Genomic DNA, 23,023 nt, shown 5'->3' with positions numbered 1-23,023 from the left:
GTGCACCGCTATCCGTTATCTTTATGTAATGAACGCAACCCGCCCGGCCCCGGGCTCGCAGGCTTCGCTGCGCGAAGCCAACCGTGCGCGCGTTCTCGGCGTGGTCCGCCAGCACGGCCCGCTCACCCAGGTCGAGATCGCGGCCGCCTCCGGACTCTCCGCCGCCACCGTCTCGAACATGGTCCGCGAACTGGACCAGGCCGGCATGGTCGGCCTGTCCCGCAGCATCCGCAACGGCCGCCGCGCGGTCCTGGTCTCACTGGCGTCCGGCGGCGGGCTGCTGGCCGGGGTCGCGTTCGGCGAGCGTGACGTCCGCGTCGCGGTCGCGAACGGCTCCCGCGAGATCCTCGCCCAGCAACTGATGCCGCTGCAGGCCGACCACGTCGCCGACGAAGGGATGGAACGCGCCGCCCGCCTCCTCGCGGACCTGGCCGAAACCGTCAGCTCCGGCGTCGAGGACATCTCCGCGATCGGGTTCGGACTACCGATGCCCGTCGACGCGATCAGCGGCGAGGCGGGCTCGGACGCAGTACTTCCCGGCTGGCGCGGCGTCAACGTGACCGAGGCGATGTCCGGCTATCTGCGCGCCCCGGTCGCACTCGACAACACCGCGAACCTCGCCGCACTGGGCGAACTCCACGCCGGCGCGCTGCGCGGGGTCCGCAACGGCTGCTACCTGAAGTTCTCGTACGGCGTCGGCGCGGGCATCGTGATCAACGGCGACGTGTTCCGCGGCTCGGCTGGTACGGCGGGCGAGATCGGGCACGTCACGATCGACGAGAACGGGCCGATCTGCCGCTGCGGCAACCGCGGCTGCCTGGACACGTTCGTCGGCTCCCGGGCGCTGATCACCAGCCTGGCCGCGTCGCACGGACCGCTGCGGCTGAAGGACATCGTGACCCGGGCGCTCGGCGGCGACCTGGGCTGCCGCCGGGTGATCGAGGACGCCGGCCGGCGCGTCGGCGTCGCTGTCGCCGGCGTCGTGAACCTGCTGAACCCGGAGGCGATCGTGGTCGGCGGCCTGATGGCCGAGGCCGGTGAACTCATCCTCGGCCCGCTCCGCGAGGCCCTGGACCGGTGCGCGATCCCGAGTGCCGCGGCGACCGTCGACCTGCGGCCCGCCGAGCTCGGCGACGAGGCGGACATCGTCGGCGCCATCCATCGCGCGTCGATGCTGAGTCATACCAATATCTCCATTTCTTGAATTCAAGTCTTGACGCCAAGACGCGGGAGAGCTTGACTTCGGGCAGGCCAATCAGGGCCTGTTCCGTCAAGGAGTCGCCATATGTCCCTCTCCGCAACACGTCTCGTCGGGCTCGGCATCGCCGTCTCGGCCCTCGCCGTCTCCTTGGTGGCCTGTGGCCAGGACGACGGAGGCGACGACTCCGGCAGCGGCTCAGGCAGCGCGAAGAAGATCGCGCTGTTGCTGCCCGAGTCGAAGACCACCCGGTACGAAGCGCTCGACCGCCCGCTGTTCACCGAGGCGCTGAAGGCGGCCTGCGGGAACTGTGAGCTGATCTACAGCAACGCCGACCAGGACGCCGCGAAGCAGCAACAGCAGGCCGAGGCCGCGCTCACCCAGGGCGCGAACGTGCTCGTCCTCGACCCGGTCGACGGCAAGGCCGCCGCCGCGGTGGTCAACTCCGCCAAGGGCCAGAACGTCCCGGTGGTCGCGTACGACCGGTTCATCGACAACGCCAATTACTACGTGTCGTTCGAGAACGAGGCGGTCGGCAAACTGCAGGCCCAGACCCTGGTCGACGCCCTCAAGGCGGCCGGCAAGACCTCCGGCAACCTGGCCATGATCAACGGCTCGCCGACCGACCCGAACGCCGCCGACTTCAAGAAGGGCGCGCACAGCGTGCTCGACTCCAGCGGCTACAAGGTCGCCGCCGAGTTCGACACCCCGGACTGGAGCCCGGACAAGGCGCAGGCCTGGATGGAAGGCCAGCTCAGCGCGATCAAGAACGGCTTGGTCGGTGTGTACGCCGCCAACGACGGCACCGCGGGCGGCGCGATCGCGGCGCTCAAGGGCGGTGGCGTGACGCCGCTGCCGCCGGTCACCGGGCAGGACTCCGAACTGGCCGCGATCCAGCGGATCGTCGCCGGCGACCAGGCGATGACCATCTACAAGGCGGTCAAGCCGCAGGCCGAGGCCGCCGCCAAGGGCGCCGTGGCGCTGGCGAACGGCGGCAAGCCGGAGTCCACCACCGAGAAGAACGGCGTACCGTCGACGATTCTCGACCCGGTCGCGGTGACCAAGGACAACATCAAGGACACCGTGGTCAAGGACAATATCTACAAGGTCACCGACATCTGCACCGCGTCCTTCGCGGCCGCCTGCAGCGCCGCAGGCCTGAGCACCAACTGACCCGCCCCCTCGTCGCAGTCCTCCCCGCAGTGAGGTGCGGGGAGGGCTGCGCCGGGCCTCTCCCCAACCGCGCCCCCGGCGAGGATCATGGCCTGAAATAAGCCCAGGAGGCTGATCGAGTGACTGTGACTCCACCTGCTACACCCGCTCCCCTGGACGTCGGCGCCGGCACGGTGCTGACGCTGCAGGGGATCTCCAAACGGTTCGGCGCCGTCCAGGCCCTGAAGAACATCGAGCTCGACGTCCGGGCCGGCGAGGTGCTGGCGCTGGTCGGCGACAACGGCGCCGGCAAGTCCACGCTGGTCAAGACCATCGCGGGCGTCTACACCGCCGACGACGGGTCGATGGTGTTCGACGGCAGGCCGGTCCGGGTCGGCAGCCCGGCCGAGGCGCAGCAACTCGGCATCGCGACCGTGTTCCAGGACCTCGCGCTGTGCGACAACCTGGACGTCGTCGCGAACCTGTACCTGGGCCGCGAGCTCCGCAAGGGGCGGGTGCTCGACGAGGTCGAGATGGAGCGGCAGTCCTGGGAACTGCTCCGCCAGCTCTCCGCCAAGATCCCGTCGGTCCGGATCCCGGTCGCCAGTCTGTCCGGCGGCCAGCGGCAGACCGTCGCGATCGCCCGCAGCCTGCTCGGCAGGCCCAAGGTCGTGATGCTGGACGAACCGACCGCCGCCCTCGGCGTAGCTCAGACCGCCGAGGTCCTCAACCTGGTCGAGCGGCTGCGCGAACGCGGCCTGGCCGTCATCCTGATCAGCCACAACATGGCCGACGTGATGGCGGTCGCGGACCGGGTCGCCGTGCTGCGGCTCGGCCGTAACAACGGCGTCTTCGTGGTCAGCGAGACCAAGACGCAAGACATCATCGCCGCGATCACCGGCGCCACCGACAACGCCGTCTCCGAGCGCGCCGCGCGCCGAAGCCGGGAGGACTCATGACCGCGCAAGACTCGGCCCAGCTTCCGGCCGACCTCCAGGACGAACGGCTCATCGCGAGCAGCGGGGTCAGCGGCGCCGTGTCGGCGTTCACCGCGCGGCTGCGCTCCGGCGACCTCGGATCGGTCCCGGTGGTCGTCGGGCTGGTGATCATCTGGGTGGTCTTCCAGATCGCGAACAGCTCGTTCCTGTCCAGCCGCAACCTGGTCAACCTCACGCTGCAGACCACCTCGGTCGGAGTGATTGCCCTCGGCATCGTCCTGGTCCTGCTGCTGGGCGAGATCGACCTCTCGGTCGGCTCGGTCAGCGGTGTCGCGGCCGCACTCGTCGGCGTCACTTTCGTCAACCAGGGCTGGCCGCTCGTCCTGTCGCTGGTCGCGGGCATCGCGCTCGGCGTGGCCGTCGGCCTGTTCTACGGTCTGCTGTACACGCGGTTCGGCGTACCGAGCTTCGTGATCACGCTCGCCGGTCTGCTCGGTTTCCTCGGGCTCCAACTGCTGGTGCTCGGCAAGGACGGCACGATCAATCTGCCGTACGACTCCGCGCTGGTCGGCTTCGCGACGCGGAGCTTCCTGCCGCCCGCGATGGCCTACGCACTGGTCGCGCTGGTCGTCGTCGCCTACGCACTCACCCGGCTGCAGGGCCGGACGGCGCGGGCGGCCGCCGGACTGTCCGCGGCGCCGACCTCGGTCATCGCGATCAAGGCCGCCGGCCTCGCGGTCATGCTGCTGATCCCGGTCGCGATCCTGAACGGCGACCGCGGCGTCTCGTCGATGTTCCTGCTGTTCCTTGCGCTGGTGGTCGTCACGGACCTCGCGGTCCGCCGGACGCGCTGGGGCCGCTCGGTGTTCGCCGTCGGCGGCAACGTCGAGGCCGCCCGGCGGGCGGGTTGCAACGTCCGGACGATCTATCTGACGGTGTTCGCGGCGTGCTCGACGTTCGCGGCCGTCGGCGGCATCCTCGCCGCGGCCCGGCTGGTCGCGGTCGGGCAGGCCAGCGGCGGTACGGACACCAACCTGAACGCCATCGCGGCGGCGGTCATCGGCGGCACCAGCCTGTTCGGCGGCCGCGGTTCGGCGTACTCCGCCCTGCTCGGCGCGCTGGTGATCATGTCGATCTCCAACGGCCTCGCCCTGCTCAGCCTGGACTCCAACGTCCGCTACATCGTCACCGCGGGCGTCCTGCTGATCGCCGTCACCATCGACTCGCTCAGCCGCCGCAGCCGGCAGGCGCATGGGCGAGCATAACTGGTCAAGACACAAGTAAGCCCTCCGTCGCCTTTGACGGAGGGCTTACTTGCGCTCAGGCGGTTTCCGCGATCAGATCGACCTTCGGCTCCGCGAAGTGGCAGGCGGCCGTATGGCCCGTGCTCGACTGCGGCTTGATCTCCAGCAGCGGCTCCTGCGTGGCGCAGATGTCCTCTGCCTTCCAGCAGCGGGTCCGGAACCGGCAGCCGCTCGGCGGGTCGATCGGCGAGGGTACGTCGCCGACCAGCCGGATCCGCTCCTTCGGCGGGACGCCGCGGATCGTGCCGAGGTCCGGTGCCGCGGACAGCAGCGCCTGCGTGTACGGGTGCTGCGGCGCGTTGTAGATCTGGTCCCGGCTGCCCTGCTCGACGATCTTGCCGAGGTACATCACCGCGACCTCGTCACAGAAGTGCCGGACGACGCCGAGGTCGTGCGCGATGAACACGAACGCGATGCCGAGGTCCTTGCGCAGCTCCTCGAGCAGGTTCATCACCTGTGCCTGGATCGACACGTCGAGCGCGGACACCGGCTCGTCGGCGATGATCACCTCCGGCTCCACCGCGAGCGCCCGGGCGATGCCGATGCGCTGCCGCTGACCGCCGGAGAACTCGTTCGGGTAGCGGTTGTGGTGCTCGGGGTTCAGGCCGACCCGCTCCAGCAGCTCCTGGACCCGTCCGAGCTCCTTGCCCTTCGGTACCAGGTTGTGGACGCGCAGCGGCGTACTGATGATGTTGCTGACCGTCTGCCGCGGGTTCAGCGAGCTGTACGGGTCCTGGAAGACGATCTGCAGCTGGCGGCGGAACGGACGGAGATCCTTCTCCTTCAGCTGCGCGATGTCCGTGCCCTTGAACAGGATCTGGCCGGACGTCGGCGTCAGCAGCCGGGTGATCATCCGGCCGGTGGTCGACTTGCCGCAGCCGGACTCGCCGACCAGGCCCAGGCTGGCGCCCGCCTTCAGGTCGAAGTCGACGCCGTCGACGGCCTGCACGACCTTCTTGGTCCGGCCGAGGCCGGCGGCCTCCTTGATCGGGAAGTGCATCTTCAGGTCGCGGACCTGCAGCAGCGTCTCGCTCCCGGTTTCGCTCACAGTTTCGCTCATGGCTCCTCAGTCCCCTCGTCAGCCCAGTCTCGGCGCGACCTCGGTCTCGTAGATCGAGACCTTGTCGTGCAGGTGACAACGGGACGTGTGCGCACCGGCGCCGTCGACCGGCAGCAGTTCCGGCAGTTGCGTCGTGCAGAGCTCGCCCTTGACCCGGTCCTTGTACGGACAGCGTGGGTTGAACGAGCAGCCGTCCGGCAGGTTCAGCAGCGACGGCGGCAGGCCCTTGATCGGGCGCAGCTTCTCGTTCGCCGCGGAGACGGTCGGGATCGACTCGAGCAGGCCCCAGGTGTAGGGCATCCGCGGGTTCGCCAGGACGTCCTCGGCGGTGCCGTACTCGACGCAGCGCCCGGCGTACATCACCAGGACGTCGTCGGCCATCTCGGCCACCACCCCGAGGTCGTGGGTGATCAGCACGATCGCGGAGCCGAACTCCTTCTGCAGGTTGTTCAGCAGGTCCAGGATCTGCGCCTGCACGGTGACGTCGAGCGCCGTGGTCGGCTCGTCGGCGATCACCAGCTTCGGGTCGTTGATCAGGCTCATCGCGATCATCGCGCGCTGCCGCATACCGCCGGAGAACTCGTGCGGGTACTGCGCGAACCGGCGTACCGGGTTCGGGATGCCGACCAGGTCGAGCATCTCCAGCGCCCGCTTCTTCGCGACCTCCTTGGAGACCTTGTGGTGCACGCGGTACGCCTCGACCAGCTGGTTGCCGATCGTGTACAGCGGGTGCAGCGAGGACTGCGGGTCCTGGAAGACCATCGAGACCGCGTCGCCGCGGACCTTCATCAGGTCGTTCTCGGGCAGCCCGATGAGCTCGTCGCCGCCGAGCCGGATCGAACCGGTGATCCGGGTCCGCTTGCGGTCGTGCAGGCCCATCACGGCCATGCTGGACACCGACTTGCCGGAGCCGGACTCGCCGACGATCGCGAGCGTGCGGCCGAGCGGGACCGAGTAGCTCAGCCCGTTCACCGCGCTCACCACGCCGTCGGCGGTGGGGAACTTGACGACCAGGTCCTCGACCACCAGGTACGGCGTCTCGCCGCTCGGGTTGGTCGCGCCCTGGCGGCGCTCACGAGTGGCGACCGCCGGGCCGCGCTTGGCCGCGGCCGCGCCGGCGTCCGGCGTTTCCGGCGTTTCCGGCATGATGTCCTGAACGTCCTTACCGTCGTCGTTGGCTGGTGTGGTCATGCGAGCCTCACCCGCGGGTCGATCAGCGAGTAGGCGATGTCGACGAGGAAGTTCATCGCGACCAGGATGGCCGAGGAGACCAGGACGGTGCCCATGATCACCGGCAGGTCGTAGTTGCTGAGGCTCTCCAGGACCAGGTTGCCGAGGCCGTTCAGGTCGAAGATCCGCTCGGTGAAGATCGCGCCCGCGAGACTGCCGGCGATGTCCAGGCCGAAGATCGTGATGACCGGGATCATGCCGGAGCGCAGGCCGTGCTTGTAGGTGACCACCCGGTCCGACAGGCCCTTGGCCCGCGCGGTCCGGATGTAGTCCTCGCTGAGCGCCTCCACCATCGAGCCGCGCGAGTACCGCGCGTACTGCGTACAGCTGTAGAGACCGAGCACCAGCCACGGGGTCAGCAGCCCGGTGAACCAGGCCACCGGATTCTCCGTCAGCGGCGTGTATCCGCCGCGCGGCAGGATCGGGTACAAGATCGTCAGGTAGAGGGAGATCATCAGCGCCACGATGTAGTACGGCACCGAACTGAGGACCAGCGTGCTGCTCATCAGCGCGCGGTCGCCCAGCGTCCCGCGTCGCTTCGCGGCCATCGAGCCCACGAAGACACCGATGGTGAGGACGATCACCGCGTAGCCGGCGACCAGCGACACCGTCACCGGTAGTCGTTCCTTCAGCATCTGGGTGACCGGCCGGTCGTTCTTGAAGGAGAAGCCCAGGCAGGGCACGGAGCAATGCTGCGTGACGCCGGCCGTCTCGAAGGTACGCCCGGCGACGATGCCCGCCGCGTACTCGGCGAACTGCTGCACCACTGGCCGGTCCAGGTGCAGGTTGTCCTTGATCTCGTTGTATCGCTCCTGGGTGCAGTTGCGATCACCGCAGATCGCGCCGGCCGGGTCGGTCGGCGCTACGAAGAACAGCGCGAAGGTCACGATCAGCGTGACCAGCACGACGCTCAGCGCGCTTACCAGCCGGCGCGCCACGAAGTAGAGCACGAAGGATTCTCCTCGCTGAGGGGTGGTGGCCGGACCGGAGTCCGGCCACCACCCGTCGTCAGACGATCAAACTGCTGTTACCCGAACGCCGGATCAGGGCTGCTTCAGGAAGATGGAGGTGAACTCCGGCAGACCCTGCGTCGGGTCGTTGATGACGTGGCCGAGGTTCTTACCCACCGGGTAGTTGCTCGCGCTGTAGTACAGCGGGATCAGCGGCAGGTACTTCTCCATGATCATCTTGTCGACCTTCGGCCATTCCTTGAGCTGCTCGTCAGCGGTCAGGGCGTTGACGCGGTTCAGCTCGGCGTCCAGCGCCTTGTCCTGCAGCATGCCGATGCTGTTGCTCAGCTCGACGGCGTCGGACCGGAACAGGACCGGGAACCAGCTGGCACCCGACGGCCAGTCGGAGCACCAACCCGACGGACCTTGGCCGATGTTGACCGGAGCAGCCGGGTCGTTGCGGAAGGTCCGCAGCTTGGCCTTTGCGACACCGATGGCCTTCACCTTGAAGCCGGCGGAGGTGTAGACCTGAGTCCGCAGCTGGGTGACCTGCGTGGCGATCTTGTCGTCGTTGGCGTAGTACCAGCTGAGCTCGAAGTTCTCCTTGCCGAGCTCCTTCAGCTTCGCCTTGACCTCGCTCGCGACGGCCGGGTCCTCAGCGCCCTTGCCAGTACCGACCAGGCCCGGGAGCTCGTACTTCTCGTAGCCCGGAACGGCCGGCGGCATGATCGTCGACGCCGGGATGGCGCTCTTCGGCGTCAGACCCGCGACCTTGCGGTAGGTGTCGAACGGGTACGCCTTGGCAATCAGCTGGCGGACCTCCATCGGGATCTTCCGGGTGTCCAGGCCCCACACCGTGGTGCACGGCTGCGGGCCGGTCACCAGCTGGCTCTGGTCCTTGACCTCGGGAACGAGGCTGGAGTCCAGGTCGGAGTAGTTCAGCGCGTTCGCGTCCGGCCCGTTGCTGGCCAGCACCTGGCGCTGCACCTTCAGCGTGTCCTGACCGAACTTGAAGTCGAAGGCGTCCGGGTACTGGTAGCGCACCGGGTCGGTGTTCGGGTCCCAGTGCTCGTTCTTCTTGAGCTTCAGCTCCGCACCCGGGGTGTAGGAGTCGACCTGGTAGGGGCCGGTGGTCATCGGCTTCAGGTCGTAGGACTTCTTGGTGTCCTTGGCCTGCGGGATCGGCGTGAACATCGGGAACGCCGCGTAGTACGGCAGGTCGTCGAACTTCTCCGCCAGGTGGATGACCAGGGTGTTGTCGTCCGGCGTCTCGACACCGGAGTAGTTGGCGCCGTTCGGGCCGTACGGGCCCTTGTAGGTCTTGCCGTCCTTGAAGTACTGGTCCTGGTACACCGGTCCGGCGTCGTACAGGTCGTGCGCGAAGGACCGCTTGATCGCGTACGCGTAGTCGACCGCCTTCACCGGCGTGCCGTCCTGGTACTTGATGCCCTTCTTCAGCTTGAAGGTCCAAGTAAGGCCGTCGGCAGACTTGGTGCCCAGGTCCTCGGCGAGGTCCGGAACGAGCACCGGCTTGTGGCTGTCACCGTCCAGGCGGTACTGGGTCAGCGCCCGGTACATCAACTTACCGATCTGGTTGGTGTCGGTGAAGTAGATGTTCGTCGGGTCGAGGGTGTCCGGCGAGACGTCAGCAAGGATGCTGACGGTGCCGCCCTTCTTGGCGCCGTCGAGCTCCGGAGCCGGTCCCTTCGCGGTCGCGTCGGTGGCCTTCTCCTGGGCGGTACCCGCGTCACCCGCGTTGGCCCCGTCCTTGCCGCTGTTGGACGACGGGCTGCCACAGGCCACGGCGGCCAGCATGACCGTCGCCGTGACAGCGGTGATCCGTTTCCACTGCATTGTTGTGTTTCTCCTTTTCTGCCGCTGGGGCAACGCCGGGCTACCGGCGAGTCTTGGGGTCGAAGGCGTCGCGGACCGCGTCACCGAGCAGGGCCAGCGCCAGAACGAGCGCGGTGATCCCCAGCACGGGCAGCCACAGGTACAGCGGGTCCGCCTTGAACCAGTTCGTCGCGGTCGCGATCGTCTGGCCCCAGGACGGGACCGGCTCGATCAGACCGACGCCGAGGAAGGACAGTCCCGCCTCGGCGGTCACGTACGCCGGCAGGGCCAGCGACGCCGAGATCACGATCGGGGCGACAAGGTTCGGCAGCAGTTCCTTGAACAGGACCTGCCGGGTGGGGACGCCGATGGCCTTCGCCGCGAGCACGAACTCACGCTCGCGCAGGGACAGTACTTCGCCACGGATGATGCGGGCCAGACCGGCCCAGCCGAAGAACGACAGCACGAAGATCAGCACGAAGAAGCGCGTCGACGCCTGCTCCTCGGGCGAGAGGTTGAACGACCCGCCGCGCATGCTCTCGACGATCGGCACCATCGCGATCGCGAACAGCAGGTACGGCAGGCTCAGCACGAAGTCGACCAGCCACGAGATGACGCGGTCGACCCAGCCGCCGAGGAAGCCGGCCAGCAGGCCCATCACGACGCCGATGATCGTTCCCGACAGCGTCGCGACGAACGCGATCACCAGCGACGGCCGCGCGCCGTAGACCCAGCGGGCGAAGTTGTCCCGTCCGGTCTTCGGCTCGACGCCGAACCAGTGCTGCGCGTTGGCGGCGAAGGTCGGGAAGCCGTACTCGTCGACGAACTCCGGGTGGAAGGTGCTGATGTCGCTGCCCTCGATCTTGGTCAGCAACGGCGCGAGCACCGCGACCAGGATGAAGAAGAGCACCACTCCGGCGCAGACCACGGCCACTCGGTCCTTGCGGAGCCGGTCCACTGCCACCCGGGTGGGGGACTTGCCGTGCGGTACAGCAGAACCCCGAACCGGTTCCGCCGACGCCGGGTGTTCTTCGATCCCCACGGTCGAGTCGGGTGACCCAATTGTCATTCGCACTCCGTAGCTTCAGTCGACCGGATTTCGGTCCGTCAAATTCTCTTGACAGGCGTTGTCCGCACAGCCGCGCGCTAGCCTGCCCGACACCGTGACACCAAACCAGCGGTGTCCGGCAGCAGTGCACAAATCGTTACCGGACCGCGTACCCCGATGGAACATTTGCCCCATTTCGTCACTGCCCGCAGTTGAGCCTGCGCGAAACGCGTCGGCACAGCACCGACAGTGGCCATTTTGTGCCAAGATCTCACGCAATGTAACGAAATGACACAAACGGTGCAGATCGCGGTCAGCGCACGTGGACCGTCACGAAGGGCGGTTTCACGACCTCGAAGGTTTCCTTGCGGCCGCGGATGTCGACGGTCACTTGTTCGCCTTCTTTCACCGACGCGTCGAGCAGCGCCAACGCAATACCTTTCTTCAGCGTCGGCGAGAACGTGCCGGAGGTCACTTCACCGAGCGCCGTTCCGGAATGCGCCAGAACGGACATGTGCGGCCGCGGAATACCCCGGCCGGTGGCCAGCAGGCCGCGCAGGATCCGGGCCGGTCCGCGCTCCTTCTCGGCCCGCAGGGCCTCGTCGCCCCAGAAGTGCTCCTTCTTCCAGCCGACGGCCCAGCCGGACCGCGCCTGGACGGGCGTGATGTCCGGCGAGATGTCCTGACCGTGCAGCGGGTACCCCATCTCGGTCCGCAGCGTGTCCCGCGCGCCGAGCCCGGCCGGGACGATGCCGTACTGCTCGCCGGCCGCCAGCAGCGCGTCGAACACGGCCACCGCGGCGGCGTTCGGCACGACGAGCTCGAAACCGCGCTCGCCCGTGTACCCGGTGCGGCACACCACCACCGGCGTACCGTCGACGTCGGCCGTGGCGAACGACATGTAGTCGTGGCCGGTCGGCAGCCCGATCGCGGACACCACCTCGTCGCTGTGCGCACCCTGCACCGCGAGGATCGCGTAGTCGTCGTGCACGTTCGTCACCTCGACGCCGTCGGGGGCGCCGGCCTGGAGCAGGCGGACGACCTCGGCGGTGTTCGCGGCGTTCGGAATCAGGAACACGTCGTCGTCGGCGTGCAGGTAGGCGATCAGGTCGTCGACCACTCCCCCGCGCTCGTTGCAGCACAGCGTGTACTGCGCCTGCCCGGGCGCGATCTTGCCGAGGTCGTTGGTCAGGCAAGCGTTCACGTAGGCCGCGGCGCCCGGTCCCTTGACCGTGGCCTTGCCGAGATGGCTGACATCGAAGACCCCGACCGACGTCCGCACCGCGGTGTGCTCGGCCACCACACCGGAGTACTCCAGGGGCATCTCCCAGCCGCCGAACTCGGCGAACTTGGCGCCGAGCGCGACATGGCGCTCGTGCAACGGGGACTTCTTCAGATGGGTCGACTCGGTCATGGAGCGCAAACTACCTGACGCGTAGCATGCGGAGGCAGCTTGCACGTACCGTCACGACCGGCCGTCTGAGTCGCCGGTCAAGGAGGACTGAGGATTTCGTGACCACCATCACCCTGAGCAAGTCAGATGCCGCCGGCGTCAAGAGCGACGCCGTGGTCATCGGCGTGGTCAAACTCGGCGGCGGCGTCACCCTGCCGGCCGGCACCGAGTCGCTGAACGCCGCGTACGGCGGGAAGCTGGTGGAGGTGCTGTCCGGTCTCGGCGCCACCGGCAAGACCGGCGAGGTGACGAAGGTGCCCGGGCCCCACCTGAACAAGCCGGGCAAGTCGGCCACGCTGATCGCGGTCGGCCTGGGCGCCGCGCCTGACGGCGAACTGAAGACCGAGGACCTGCGGTCCGCGGCCGGCACCGGCGTCCGCGCCGCCAAGACGTCGCAGTCGGTCGCCTTCGCGCTGCCGACGCCGGACGCCGAGTGCGTGCGGGCGGTCGCCGAGGGCGCGCTGATGGGCCGCTACTCGTTCACGGCGTACAAGTCCTCCGACGGCCCGGCCGAAGCCCCCGGCAACCTGACGGTGCTGACCGACCTGGCCCGGAACAAGGAGGCCAAGGCCGCGCTCGAGCGGGCCCAGGTGACCGCGGAGGCCGTCGCGCAGGTGCGGGACTGGGTCAACACCCCGCCGTCGGACCTGCACCCGGCCGAGTTCGCCGCCGGCGCGGTCAAGCTCGGCAAGGAGTACGGCGTCAAGGTCGAGGTGCTCGACGAGAAGGCGCTCGCGAAGGGCGGGTACGGCGGCATCCTCGGCGTCGGCCAGGGCTCGGCCAACCCGCCGCGGCTCGTCCGGCTGACCTACACGCCGCGCAAGCCGGTCACGCATCTCGCGTTCGTCGGCAAGGGCATCACGTTCGACTCCGGCGGCCTGTCGCTGAAGACGTCGTCCGGCATGGTCAGCATGAAGTCCGACATGGCCGGCGCCGCCGCGGTGATCGGCGCCACGATCGCCATCGCGCGGCTCGAGCTGCCGGTCCAGGTGACGACGTACGCCGCGATGGCCGAGAACATGCCGTCCGGGTCGGCGGCCCGCCCGTCCGACGTGCTGACCATGTACGGCGGCAAGACCGTCGAGGTGCTGAACACCGACGCCGAGGGCCGGCTGGTGCTCGGCGACGCGCTGGTCCGGGCCGGCGAGGACCAGCCCGACCTGATCGTCGACGTGGCCACCCTGACCGGCGCGTGCGTCGTTGCCCTGGGCACCAAGGTGGCCGGCGCGTTCGGCAACACCGACGCCGCCCGCGACCGGGTGGTGGACGCGGCGGTGGCGGCCGGTGAGTCGATGTGGCCGCTGCCGATCCCGGCCGAGATGCTCGACAAGCTGAAGTCGCACTCCAAGGTCGCGGACCTCGCCAACATCACCGGCGAGGCCTGGGGCGGCGCGCTCGCGGCGGCCGCGTTCCTTGGCGACTTCGTTGCCGACGGCATCGACTGGGTGCACCTGGACGTGGCCGGCCCCGCCTTCAACGACGGCGGCGCCTCCGGTTACACCCCCAACGGCGGCACCGGCTACGCCGTCCGCACCCTGGTGGAACTCGCCGCCTCAGCGGGCTGAGACGGCGTCGGGGCCTGCCTGGTGGTCAGGCCCCGCCGTTCCGCTTCATCCGCGCGTTGTACTCACGCATCCGGGGCGGGTAGCCGACGACGGCCGCGTCGTACGACGGGATGCCGAGGCGGTTCGCGAAGTCGTGCGCCCATTTGACCGACGGGACCCGGCGCCGGGTCCACTCGCCGTCGACCGCGACCAGCAGCAGGGTGTAGTCGGTCACCGCGGTCCGCGGCTCGACGAAGCCCTCCACTCCCTGACGGGTCTGCGCGAACTCCCGCAGGTGCGCCTGGTCGGGGCTGTCCGACCGGCGCATCGTTCCGGCTTTCTGCCGGCGACCGAACCACTTCATGGGAGTAAGTGTCCACTATCTGTGCAAGTCCCGGCCGAAATCCTGGATAACGGTTGCGGCCGGATCCGGCCTGCGCGCCACGGGCGGCCCGGAGATGGATCCGGCCGCGATCGGTGACAAGATGACGCCGAGGTTGGAACCCGCGATCCGGAGGAACCTGTGACTGGTACGACGTACGACCTGGTGATTCTCGGCGGCGGAAGCGGTGGCTATGCCGCCGCACTACGCGCCGCGACCCTCGGCCTGTCGGTGGCGGTGGTGGAGAAGGACAAGGTCGGCGGGACCTGTCTGCACCGCGGCTGCATCCCGACCAAGGCGCTGCTGCACGCCGCCGAGGTCGCGGACTCGGCCCGCGAGGGTGAGCAGTTCGGTGTCCGGACGACGCTCGAGGGCGTCGACATGGGCGGTGTGAACAAGTACAAGGACGGCGTCGTCGACCGGCTGTTCAAGGGTCTGCAGGGTCAGCTGAAGGCCCGCGGCATCACGGTGATCGAGGGCGAAGGCCGACTGACCTCCCCCACCACGGTCCAGGTCGGCGACACGACGTACACCGGCCGCAACATCATCCTTGCCTCCGGCTCCTACTCCCGCTCGCTCCCCGGTCTCGAGCTCGACGGGCACCGGGTGATCGCGAGCGAGCACGCACTGACCCTGGACCGGGTACCGGAGTCCGCGGTGATCCTCGGCGGCGGCGTGATCGGCGTCGAGTTCGCGTCCGCGTGGACCTCGTTCGGCACCCGCGTGACGATCGTCGAGGCGCTGCCGCGGCTGGTCCCGGCCGAGGACGCGGACTGCTCGAAGACGCTGGAGCGCGCGTTCCGGAAGCGGAAGATCGCGTTCAAGACCGGTACGCCGTTCGAGTCGGTCTCGTTGACCGATTCCGGGGTGCAGGTCCGCGTCGCGGGCGGCGAGGTCATCGAGGCCGAGGTCCTCCTGGTCGCGGTCGGCCGTGGGCCGAACACGACGGGCCTCGGCTACGAAGAGGTAGGTGTCGCTCTCGACCGTGGGTTCGTGACCGTCGACGCGACGCTGCAGACGAGCGTGCCGGGCGTGTACGCGGTCGGCGACATCGTGCCAGGGCTGCAGCTCGCGCACCGCGGGTTCCAGCAGGGCATCTTCGTCGCCGAACACCTCGCGGGCCTGGCGCCGACGGCGATCGACGAGGCCGGCATCCCGCGGGTCACGTACTCCGAGCCCGAGGTCGCGTCGGTCGGGCTGACCGAGGAGCAGGCCCGGGAGAAGTACGGCGACGTGGAGATCCTGAACTACAACCTGGGCGGCAACGGCAAGTCGCAGATTCTGAAGACCGCCGGCTTCGTGAAACTCGTCCGCGCCCGCGACGGCGCGGTCGTCGGTCTGCACATGGTCGGTTCGCGCGTCGGCGAGCTGATCGGCGAGGCCCAGCTGATCTACAACTGGGAGGCGTACCCGGCGGACGTGGCGCCGCTCGTACACGCGCACCCGACCCAGAACGAGGCCCTCGGCGAGGCCCACCTCGCGCTCGCCGGGAAACCTTTGCACTTCCATGACTGAGCTACCCGGAAGCCTGCTGGATTGCCCGAGTAGGTTAGAGCCGTGTGCAGCGTGCGAGTCCGTGTGACCCGGATCCCGCGCGCTCAGGCGGCACCGTAGGCTGACACTCGACCGATCAGACGAAGGAGCAACGACCGTCATGCCGACCTCTGTATCCCTGCCGGCCCTCGGGGAGAGCGTCACCGAAGGAACCGTCACCCGCTGGCTCAAGCAGGTCGGTGACACGGTTGCCGTGGACGAACCCCTGCTGGAGGTCTCGACCGACAAGGTCGACACCGAAATCCCGAGTCCCGTCGCCGGCACCCTGCTCGAGATCAAGGCCGCCGAGGACGAGACCGTCGAGGTCGGCGCGGAACTGGCCGTCATCGGCGACGCCGGCGAGGCCGGCTCCACTCCTGCGGCTCCGGCCGAGCCCGCCGCCGAGGCTGCTCCTGAGCCCGCAGCCGAGGCTGCTCCTGAGCCTGCCGCCGAGGCCGCTCCGGCCGGCGAGGCTGCTGCTCCGGCGCCTGCCGCTGAGGCTCCTGCTGCCGAGGCTCCTGCCGCTGAGGCTGCCGGCGGGTCCGCTTCGGGTACGCCGGTGACGCTGCCCGCGCTCGGTGAGAGCGTGACCGAGGGTACGGTCACCCGCTGGCTGAAGCAGGTCGGCGACGACGTGGCCGTCGACGAGCCGCTCCTCGAGGTCTCCACCGACAAGGTCGACACCGAGATCCCGAGCCCGATCGCCGGCAAGCTCCTGGAGATCAAGGTCGCGGAGGACGAAACCGTCGAGGTCGGCGCCGAACTGGCCATCGTCGGCTCGGGATCGGCCGCCCCGGCCGCCGCCGCGCCCGCCGAGGCCCCGGCTCCCGCCGCTGCTCCTGCTCCCGCCGCCGCGCCGGCTCCGGCCGCTCAGGCTCCGGCTCCCGCTCAGGCTCAGGCTCCGGCTCCCGCTCAAGCCCCGGCTGCTGCTCCGGCTGCTGCTCCCGCACCGGCCGCCGCTCCGGCTGCTCAGGCGCCCGCTCCGGCCCAGGCTCCCGCTCCGCAGGCTGCTCCGGCGCCGGCTGCTCCGTCCGTGTCGCCGAACGGCGCCGCCGCGGACGGCCCGAACTACGTCACCCCGCTGGTCCGCAAGCTCGCGGCCGAGCACGAGGTCGACCTGAACGCCGTACAGGGCACCGGCGTCGGCGGCCGCATCCGCAAGCAGGACGTGATCGCCGCCGCCGAGGCGAAGAAGGCCGCCGCGGCCGCACCGGCGCCGGCCGCCCAGGCTCCGGCCCCGGCCGCCGCAAAGGCCGCGCCGATCAGCCCGCTGCGCGGTACCACCGAGAAGATGAGCCGGATCCGCAAGGCGATCGCGGCCCACATGGTCAACAGCCTGAAGGTCTCGGCCCAGCTGACCACCGTGGTCGAGGTCGACGTCACCGAGATCGCCAAGCTGCGGAACAAGAAGAAGGCCGAGTTCGAGGCCCGCGAGGGCGTCAAGCTGTCGTTCCTGCCGTTCTTCGCGCTGGCCGCGGTCGACGCGCTCAAGCAGTACCCGAAGCTGAACGCGTCGATCGACGAGGAGAAGGGCGAGATCACGTACCACGCGGCCGAGCACCTCGGCATCGCGGTGGACGTGGAGCGCGGCCTGATGGTCCCGGTCGTCCACAACGCCGGCGACCTGAACATCGCCGGCCTGGCGAAGAAGATCGCCGACCTCGCCGACCGCACCCGTAACAACAAGGTGCTGCCGGACGAGATGGCGGGCGGCACGTTCACCATCACCAACACCGGGAGCCGGGGCGCACTGTTCGACACCCCGATCCTGAACCAGCCGCAGGTCGGCATGCTCGGCACCGGCGCCGTGGTGAAGCGCCCGGTCGTCATCACCCACCCGGAGCTCGGCGAGACGATCGCGATCCGGCAGATGGTGTACCTGGCCCTGACCTACGACCACCGCCTGGTCGACGGCGCCGACGCGGCCCGCTACCTGACGGCGGTCAAGCAGCGCCTCGAAGAGGCCCAGTTCGACGTCTGATCCGATCGGACACCGGCGCCGGTGCCCGTCTCCGCGGAGATGGGCACCGGCGCTGTTGTGTTGACGCGCCAGGTGTGAGCGGACAAGGAGCTGAACGGGATGAAGTACGTACTGGCCGGCGCCTCCGGTTTCCTCGGCAGGGCCCTCGCCCGCGACTTGGTTGCCAACGGCCACCAGGTCGTCCGGCTGGTCCGGCGGCCGCCGTCGGCCCCGGACGAGGTCCGCTGGGACCCGGCGGCGGGTGATCTCGACCTGAGCGCGCTCGACGATCCCGACGTCCTGGTCAACCTGGCCGGCGCGAACATCGGCCGCCCGTGGACACCGACGTACCGCCGCACGATCCGCGAGAGCCGCATCGCGACGACCGCGACGCTGGCCGCGGCCGCCGTAGAGCTCGACCGGCGACCGGTGCTGATCACCCAGAGCGGGATCGGCGGCTACGGCACCGATCTCGGCGACCGCATCCTCACCGAGGACTCCGAACTCGGTGAAGGCTTCCTGTCCGACGTCGTCCGGCTGTGGGAGGGCGCGCTCGAGCCGGCCCGCGCGGCAGGTAGCCGGGTAGCCGCTTTGCGTACAGGCGTCGTCCTCGACCGCAAGGCTCCGGCGTTTCAACTCCTCTCCCTTCCTTTCCGCATCGGCCTGGGCGGGCGGTTCGGCTCCGGGACGCAGTACTTCCCAGTGGTCTCGCTGACCGACTGGATCCGCGCCGTCCGGCACGTCGCGGAGAACGACGCCGTGAGCGGCCCCGTCAACATCGCCCTCCCGGCACCCGCAACGAACTCCGAACTCACCGAAGCCCTGGCCACCGCCCTGCACCGTCCCGCGTTCGTCCCGGTGCCCGCGATCCTCATGAAGCTCGCCCTCGGCGAATTCGCCTGGGAACTCCTCGGCAGCAAACGGGCGCTACCCACCCGCCTCCAATCCACCGGCTTCACCTTCCACCACCCCACCATCACCACCGCCATCTCCGCCGCCCTCGCCTAGCTTTTCGATTTGGTCCAATCGAACGGGTGTTCTAATATACTCGCATGACGGCGGTCGCGATCAACCCACCCCTCGGCGCACCAGCGCCGACCGAGCCGTGGTTCACGACTGCCGAGGCGGACCAGTACCGGCCTCCGCCCGACGATCTGTACGACCCTGACGACCCACAGCCTCCGCGCTTCCTGAGCGAAGAGGATCTGTACGACGACCTGCCGCCGATGTCGCGCGTCGACGAACTCGAATGGGAGTTGTGGGCCGGCGTCGATCAGGACGCCGCCGAGCGGGAGATGCTGCGCCTGAAGGCGCCCGCGTGGGTGTCCCTCCCGCCGGGCGCCGAGCTCGCGGCGGCGCTGGAAGAGCTGCGGCCGCAGCTCGAGTCGCCCGTCGCGCTGATCGAGGCAATGAAGGCCGCGTCCCGGATGGAAGCCTGGGCCGCATCCATCAAGGCCGCCGCGATGGCGTCGTTCTACCGGCAACGCAAGGCTCAATCCGTCGATACGCCCCGCCCGGCACAACTCGACTCACACGGACGCCCGATCGACCCCGAGCGGTCCTGGTCGGCGGAGATCGCCGCCGCCCTCAAACTGTCGCCCCAGACAGTCGGCCGGCACATCGACACCGCCCTCCACCTGACCGGCGCGCTGACCGCGACCCACACAGCACTCCGATGCGGTGCCCTCACCTGGTCCAAGGCACTCGCAATCTCCGAGGCGACCCGCCCCTTGCCCCCGGCCGCCGCGCACGCCGTCGAATCCCACGTACTGCGCCGCGCCCCCGGCCAGACCCACTCCAACCTCAACGCCTCTCTGCGCCGCCAGGTCGCCAAGCACATCACCCGCAACGCCGCGCCTGGTGGCACCGATCCCCACCGAGCCGCCGCAACCGAGCGCACCTGCAAGATCGTGCCACTCTCCGACGGCATGGCCGGCCTCTGGGTCGTCCACACCGCCGACAAGATCCAGCAAATGTGGGTAGTCATCCAAGCCATGGCCACCCTCGCCAAACGCACCACCCCGACTCCTGAATCCACCCCACCCACCAACGCCGCCCACCAATCCGGAGCATCGGAACGGGCGGTGCCTGGCGCACAGAAGCTAGGCACACAAGCGTCGGACCCGCCAGAGCCGGCCGCGGGGCCAAAGCGGACAGCGGAACAGCGACGCGCGGATGCCGTGGCGGATCTGTTCGAGTACATGCTGCACAACGGCCTGGACTGGCTCGGCCGCCGCCTGCCCGATCAGCACCGCAGACGGCCGCATATCGAGGTCCTCATCCCCGTCACCACGCTCCTCGGCATGGACGACGACCCCTGCGAACTCACCGGCTACGGGCCCATCCCCGCCGACATGGCCCGCCGCATCGCCGCCGACGGCACCTGGCGCAGACTCCTCACCGACCCCACCAACGGCACAGTCCTGGATGCCTCCACCACCCGCCACGACCCCGGCGTACTCGTCACCGAAACGCTCCTCGCCCGGCACCCCGTCTGCGCCTGGCCAGGCTGCAACCGCACCTCGCGCGAATGCCACCGCGACCACGCAACCCCTTTCGCGAAATCCAAACAGACCCACCTCGCCGGCCTGATCCCGTACTGCGCGTACCACCACGTCATCAAAGACACCCCTGCCTGGGGCTGGACCACAACACCCCACCCCGACGGCTCGGTCACACTCACAACCCCCACCGGCCACCGCTACACCACAGTCCCACCCGCCCGAGGCCCCATCGCACCACCACAAGACCCACCCCCAACCGACCACCCCCAAACCTCCGCGCCCACACGCCACCTGTCATCCAGCCCCCTCGGTCCCCCGCCTTTCTGACCCACCACACCCGCCCAAACCACCAACATCGCACCTCGACCCCAATCTGGACTCCGAAGTCGACGCTGAGCTCGACCCCAAGCACGACCCCAAGCACGACCCCAAGCTCGACTCTGAGCCCGACCCCAAGCACGACCCCAAGCTCGACTCTGAGCCCGACCCCAAGCACGACCCCAAGCTCGACTCTGAGCCCGACCCCAAGCACGACCCCAAGCTCGACTCTGAGCCCGACACCGAGCGCGACCCCGAGCGCGCCCCCGAGCGCGCCCCAGAGCCCGGCGGTGGGCGCGCCGCGAGACCGAGTCTGAGCGCTAGCGCGATTCGGTGCGTACGGCCCCGCCCGGCCCCGGCTCCAGGCTCAAGCCCGGCCGCATCTCGAGCCTGACCCGACCTCGGCCCGCGCTTGGGTCCGAACGCGACCCGCTTGGTGCGAGCCCAAGCGTGCGGCCCGCGTGCCGGTAACCCACCACCCGCATCCAGCGAACCTTCGTGGGTCAGGCCTGGATGATCGTGCTGATACGCCAACCGGCCGTCGGTTCGCGCTCGGAGCTGCGTGAGGGCGCCGGGCTGGGTGTTGCTGGCCTGCCTGGTGTGCTGGTCATCGTGATCAGCCTCGTCGTCGGGATGCCGCTTGGCAGCGTGGTCTTGGTGCCGCCGGCATCGATCGCCTGGCCGGCCGTCAAGCGGTCGGTGACTTTGAGGGTGACGGTCGTTGAAGTGCGACGGGTGATCGCGGTGCTGTCGATCGTGATCCGAAGGCCTTCGACGCGAATGTTCTGTTCGCGGTACCCAGCGAGAAGTGCGCGGTCCCTGAGCCAGGGCGGACTACCTGGAACGTAGATCCGATCGAGGGCATCGAGATCGAGTGTCCAGAACGCCTTGGCACGTTCGGCGTCGAGTGCTTCCAGCGTTCGCTTCCAGGCAGCTACCTCTGCTGGAGATGCCGTGGATTCTGCTGGTGAAGCAGCTGCGCTCCGTGTCGTACCCGGCGATGCCTCAGGACGCGCAGAAGCCGCCGGCACGCCAACTGTCGACCGCACCGGCGGTTCGGTTGCTGGTGCGGTCGGCGGCGCGGTCGGCGGATGCGCAGTCGGCGGAGACTTCGCGGTCGATCGTGTGGGGGTGGTCGAGGTCGCGGTTGGTTCGGATCGGTGGGTTGGCGATACCGTCGGGCGCCCAGCCGTTTGGGGTGGCGTGGGCTGCGAATGCGTGCGGCCTGGTTGAGCAACTGGTGGTGCGTCGATCGTGCGGAGTGCGGCGATTCCGATGGCGAATACGACGACCGCGCCGAGGGCGACCGCGGCGAGGACGCCGTACGCCGGGTGCAACCGCACACGGAGCGAGACTTGCGGGAATCGACGCTGTGAGGGTCGCTCGGTTCTGCAAGCACCGGCTCCTGAGAGACCAAGGGACGTGGAGCGCGAGGGGCCGCGTGCCTCGGGGCGTAAGCGGCTGCGGAGCCCAACGCGCGAGGGGGTGCGGAGCCCAAGGCGCGAGAGGCTTCGGCTCCCAAGGCGCGAGAGAGCCCAGAGTGCGGGGCTTGAACGTCGACTAAGCACAGGGGGTGAATGGCGGCGGGCCCCGGCACGCGAGCGACGGCCCAACTCGGTGCGTGGAAGGGTGGGGAACCAGGGGCGTGAGCGTCCGCCGGGCGCAGGGCCCGGTGGTCGGCGGAGCGCGGGAGGCGAGAGCGGACTCAACGTCGGACGCGCCAGTCGGCTCGGCTCGGATGCTTCGAGTCGGCCCGGCGCGGGCGATCCGAGTCGGCTCGGCGCGGGTGAATCGAGTCGGCTCAGCGGAGAGGGTTCGAGGCGGCTCAGTGCAGGGGCTGTGAGCTCGCTGGCGGACGATTCGAACCGGCTGGACGCAGGTGGTTCGAATCGGCTCGGGGCAGGCGGTTGGCGCTGGCTTGCCGCAGACACTTCGGGCTCGCCTGGCGCAGGGGCATGGCCCCGACTCGGCGCCGGAGGTTCAAGTGGGTTCGGCGCGGGCGATTCAAGTCGGCTCAGCGCAGAGGGTCCGGGGCAGGTCGGCACAGAGGGTCCGGGGCCGGTCGGCACAAAAGGTTCGAGGCCGCTCGGCACAGAAGGTCCGGGGCCGCTCAGCGCAGAGGGCTCGCGTCCGCTCAGCACAGGGGGTTCGAGGCCGCTCGGCGTAGGGGGTCCGGGCTGGCTGGCGGGTGATTCGAACCGGCTGGACGTGGGCGATTCGGATCGGGTCGGTGCAGAGGGTTGGCGCTGGATTGTCGCAGCGGGCTGGCGCTGGCCTGTCGTATGGGCTTCGGGTTCGCCTGGCGCAGGGGTTTGGAAGCGGCTTGGCGCCGGAGGTTCGAGTGGGGTCGGCGCGGGTGGTTCGAGTGGGGTGGGCGCGGGTGGTTCGAGGCGGCTGAGTGTTGGGGGTAGGCGGGCTGATGCGCGTGGTCGGCGGAGGGTGGGGCCGCGGCGGGTGCGTCTTGAGGGGGCTTTGGCGGAGGGTGGGGTGGGTTGGGGGTGGCTTGGTTGGGGTGGTGGTGCTGGTGGTGAGTTGGGCGGCGGCGGCGGAGCGAGCGGTGCGCGGGAGGCGGAGGGCGAATCGTCGTCGTCTGCGGATCCGTCTGACGGCGCAGGT

The 23,023-nt window shown here is 69.3% G+C and carries 17 protein-coding genes; 9 read left to right on the top strand and 8 right to left on the bottom strand.

The window, feature by feature from the left end; all coding sequences use genetic code 11:
* Positions 1-28 precede the first annotated feature (28 nt).
* From AB0I12_RS22565 to AB0I12_RS22550, 4 genes are all read left to right on the top strand, one after another.
* The gene (locus AB0I12_RS22565) at positions 29-1,204 is read left to right on the top strand and encodes an ROK family transcriptional regulator (RefSeq protein WP_359932947.1); all 1,176 of its coding nucleotides are present in this window, start codon (positions 29-31) and stop codon (positions 1,202-1,204) included.
* An 81-nt stretch (positions 1,205-1,285) separates the two neighbouring features.
* Positions 1,286-2,371 carry a substrate-binding domain-containing protein gene (locus tag AB0I12_RS22560; RefSeq protein WP_359932944.1) on the top strand — a complete coding sequence of 362 codons (1,086 nt, stop codon included), beginning with the start codon at positions 1,286-1,288 and terminating at the stop codon, positions 2,369-2,371.
* 119 nt (positions 2,372-2,490) lie between these two features.
* Entirely contained in the window at positions 2,491-3,309 is an 819-nt protein-coding gene (locus AB0I12_RS22555; protein WP_355688531.1) for an ATP-binding cassette domain-containing protein, read from the top strand.
* A complete protein-coding gene (locus tag AB0I12_RS22550; protein ID WP_359932941.1) occupies positions 3,306-4,553 on the top strand; it encodes a sugar ABC transporter permease in 1,248 nt (415 codons plus the stop codon). The genes AB0I12_RS22555 and AB0I12_RS22550 overlap by 4 nt, the downstream gene beginning before the upstream one ends.
* A gap of 55 nt (positions 4,554-4,608) precedes the next feature.
* Here the strand turns inward: AB0I12_RS22550 and AB0I12_RS22545 are convergent, their stop codons facing one another.
* The 6 genes from AB0I12_RS22545 to gcvT form a co-directional block, all read right to left on the bottom strand.
* Positions 4,609-5,652 carry a dipeptide ABC transporter ATP-binding protein gene (locus tag AB0I12_RS22545; protein ID WP_359932938.1) on the bottom strand — a complete coding sequence of 348 codons (1,044 nt, stop codon included), beginning with the start codon at positions 5,650-5,652 and terminating at the stop codon, positions 4,609-4,611.
* Positions 5,653-5,670: 18 nt separating this feature from the next.
* Complete coding sequence (locus tag AB0I12_RS22540) at positions 5,671-6,843, bottom strand: ABC transporter ATP-binding protein (RefSeq protein ID WP_359932935.1); 1,173 nt, start codon at positions 6,841-6,843, stop codon at positions 5,671-5,673.
* Entirely contained in the window at positions 6,840-7,832 is a 993-nt protein-coding gene (locus AB0I12_RS22535) for an ABC transporter permease (RefSeq protein WP_359932932.1), read from the bottom strand. Before AB0I12_RS22535 ends, AB0I12_RS22540 begins: the two co-directional genes overlap by 4 nt.
* 93 nt (positions 7,833-7,925) lie before the next feature.
* Positions 7,926-9,686: an ABC transporter substrate-binding protein gene (locus AB0I12_RS22530; RefSeq protein ID WP_359932929.1), complete on the bottom strand. Its 1,761-nt coding sequence runs from the start codon at positions 9,684-9,686 to the stop codon at positions 7,926-7,928.
* A gap of 40 nt (positions 9,687-9,726) precedes the next feature.
* Entirely contained in the window at positions 9,727-10,734 is a 1,008-nt protein-coding gene (locus AB0I12_RS22525) for an ABC transporter permease (protein WP_359932926.1), read from the bottom strand.
* Positions 10,735-11,026: 292 nt separating this feature from the next.
* Positions 11,027-12,127 (bottom strand): glycine cleavage system aminomethyltransferase GcvT, encoded by a 1,101-nt coding sequence (gene gcvT, locus AB0I12_RS22520; RefSeq protein ID WP_359932923.1) that lies wholly within the window; start codon positions 12,125-12,127, stop codon positions 11,027-11,029.
* 98 nt (positions 12,128-12,225) lie between these two features.
* Between gcvT and AB0I12_RS22515 the strand changes: the two genes are divergently transcribed.
* Entirely contained in the window at positions 12,226-13,731 is a 1,506-nt protein-coding gene (locus AB0I12_RS22515; RefSeq protein ID WP_359932920.1) for a leucyl aminopeptidase, read from the top strand.
* 25 nt (positions 13,732-13,756) lie between these two features.
* Here the strand turns inward: AB0I12_RS22515 and AB0I12_RS22510 are convergent, their stop codons facing one another.
* Positions 13,757-14,074, bottom strand: a complete 318-nt coding sequence (locus tag AB0I12_RS22510; RefSeq protein ID WP_355688545.1) for a hypothetical protein — start codon at positions 14,072-14,074, stop codon at positions 13,757-13,759.
* A gap of 159 nt (positions 14,075-14,233) precedes the next feature.
* Here AB0I12_RS22510 and lpdA point away from each other — a divergent pair, with 159 nt between their 5' ends.
* The 4 genes from lpdA (at position 14,234) to AB0I12_RS22490 (ending at position 20,416) form a co-directional block, all read left to right on the top strand.
* The gene (gene lpdA, locus AB0I12_RS22505) at positions 14,234-15,607 is read left to right on the top strand and encodes a dihydrolipoyl dehydrogenase (protein WP_359932917.1); all 1,374 of its coding nucleotides are present in this window, start codon (positions 14,234-14,236) and stop codon (positions 15,605-15,607) included.
* Between the two features lie 139 nt (positions 15,608-15,746).
* Complete coding sequence (sucB, locus tag AB0I12_RS22500; RefSeq protein WP_359932914.1) at positions 15,747-17,606, top strand: 2-oxoglutarate dehydrogenase, E2 component, dihydrolipoamide succinyltransferase; 1,860 nt, start codon at positions 15,747-15,749, stop codon at positions 17,604-17,606.
* A 99-nt stretch (positions 17,607-17,705) separates the two neighbouring features.
* On the top strand, positions 17,706-18,593 hold the full coding sequence (locus AB0I12_RS22495) for a TIGR01777 family oxidoreductase (RefSeq protein ID WP_359932911.1): 888 nt from the start codon (positions 17,706-17,708) through the stop codon (positions 18,591-18,593).
* Positions 18,594-18,637: 44 nt separating this feature from the next.
* Positions 18,638-20,416 (top strand): DUF222 domain-containing protein, encoded by a 1,779-nt coding sequence (locus AB0I12_RS22490; protein WP_359932908.1) that lies wholly within the window; start codon positions 18,638-18,640, stop codon positions 20,414-20,416.
* Between the two features lie 494 nt (positions 20,417-20,910).
* Here AB0I12_RS22490 and AB0I12_RS22485 read toward each other — a convergent pair whose 3' ends face one another.
* Positions 20,911-21,438: a hypothetical protein gene (locus AB0I12_RS22485; RefSeq protein ID WP_359933121.1), complete on the bottom strand. Its 528-nt coding sequence runs from the start codon at positions 21,436-21,438 to the stop codon at positions 20,911-20,913.
* Positions 21,439-23,023 lie beyond the last annotated feature (1,585 nt).

The sequence above is a fragment of the Kribbella sp. NPDC050459 genome, from assembly GCF_040655315.1.
In the GTDB taxonomy this organism is placed as follows: Bacteria; Actinomycetota; Actinomycetes; order Propionibacteriales; family Kribbellaceae; genus Kribbella.
The sequence above is the reverse complement of the archived record's forward strand: the minus strand, read 5'-3'. Positions and strand labels throughout refer to the sequence as shown.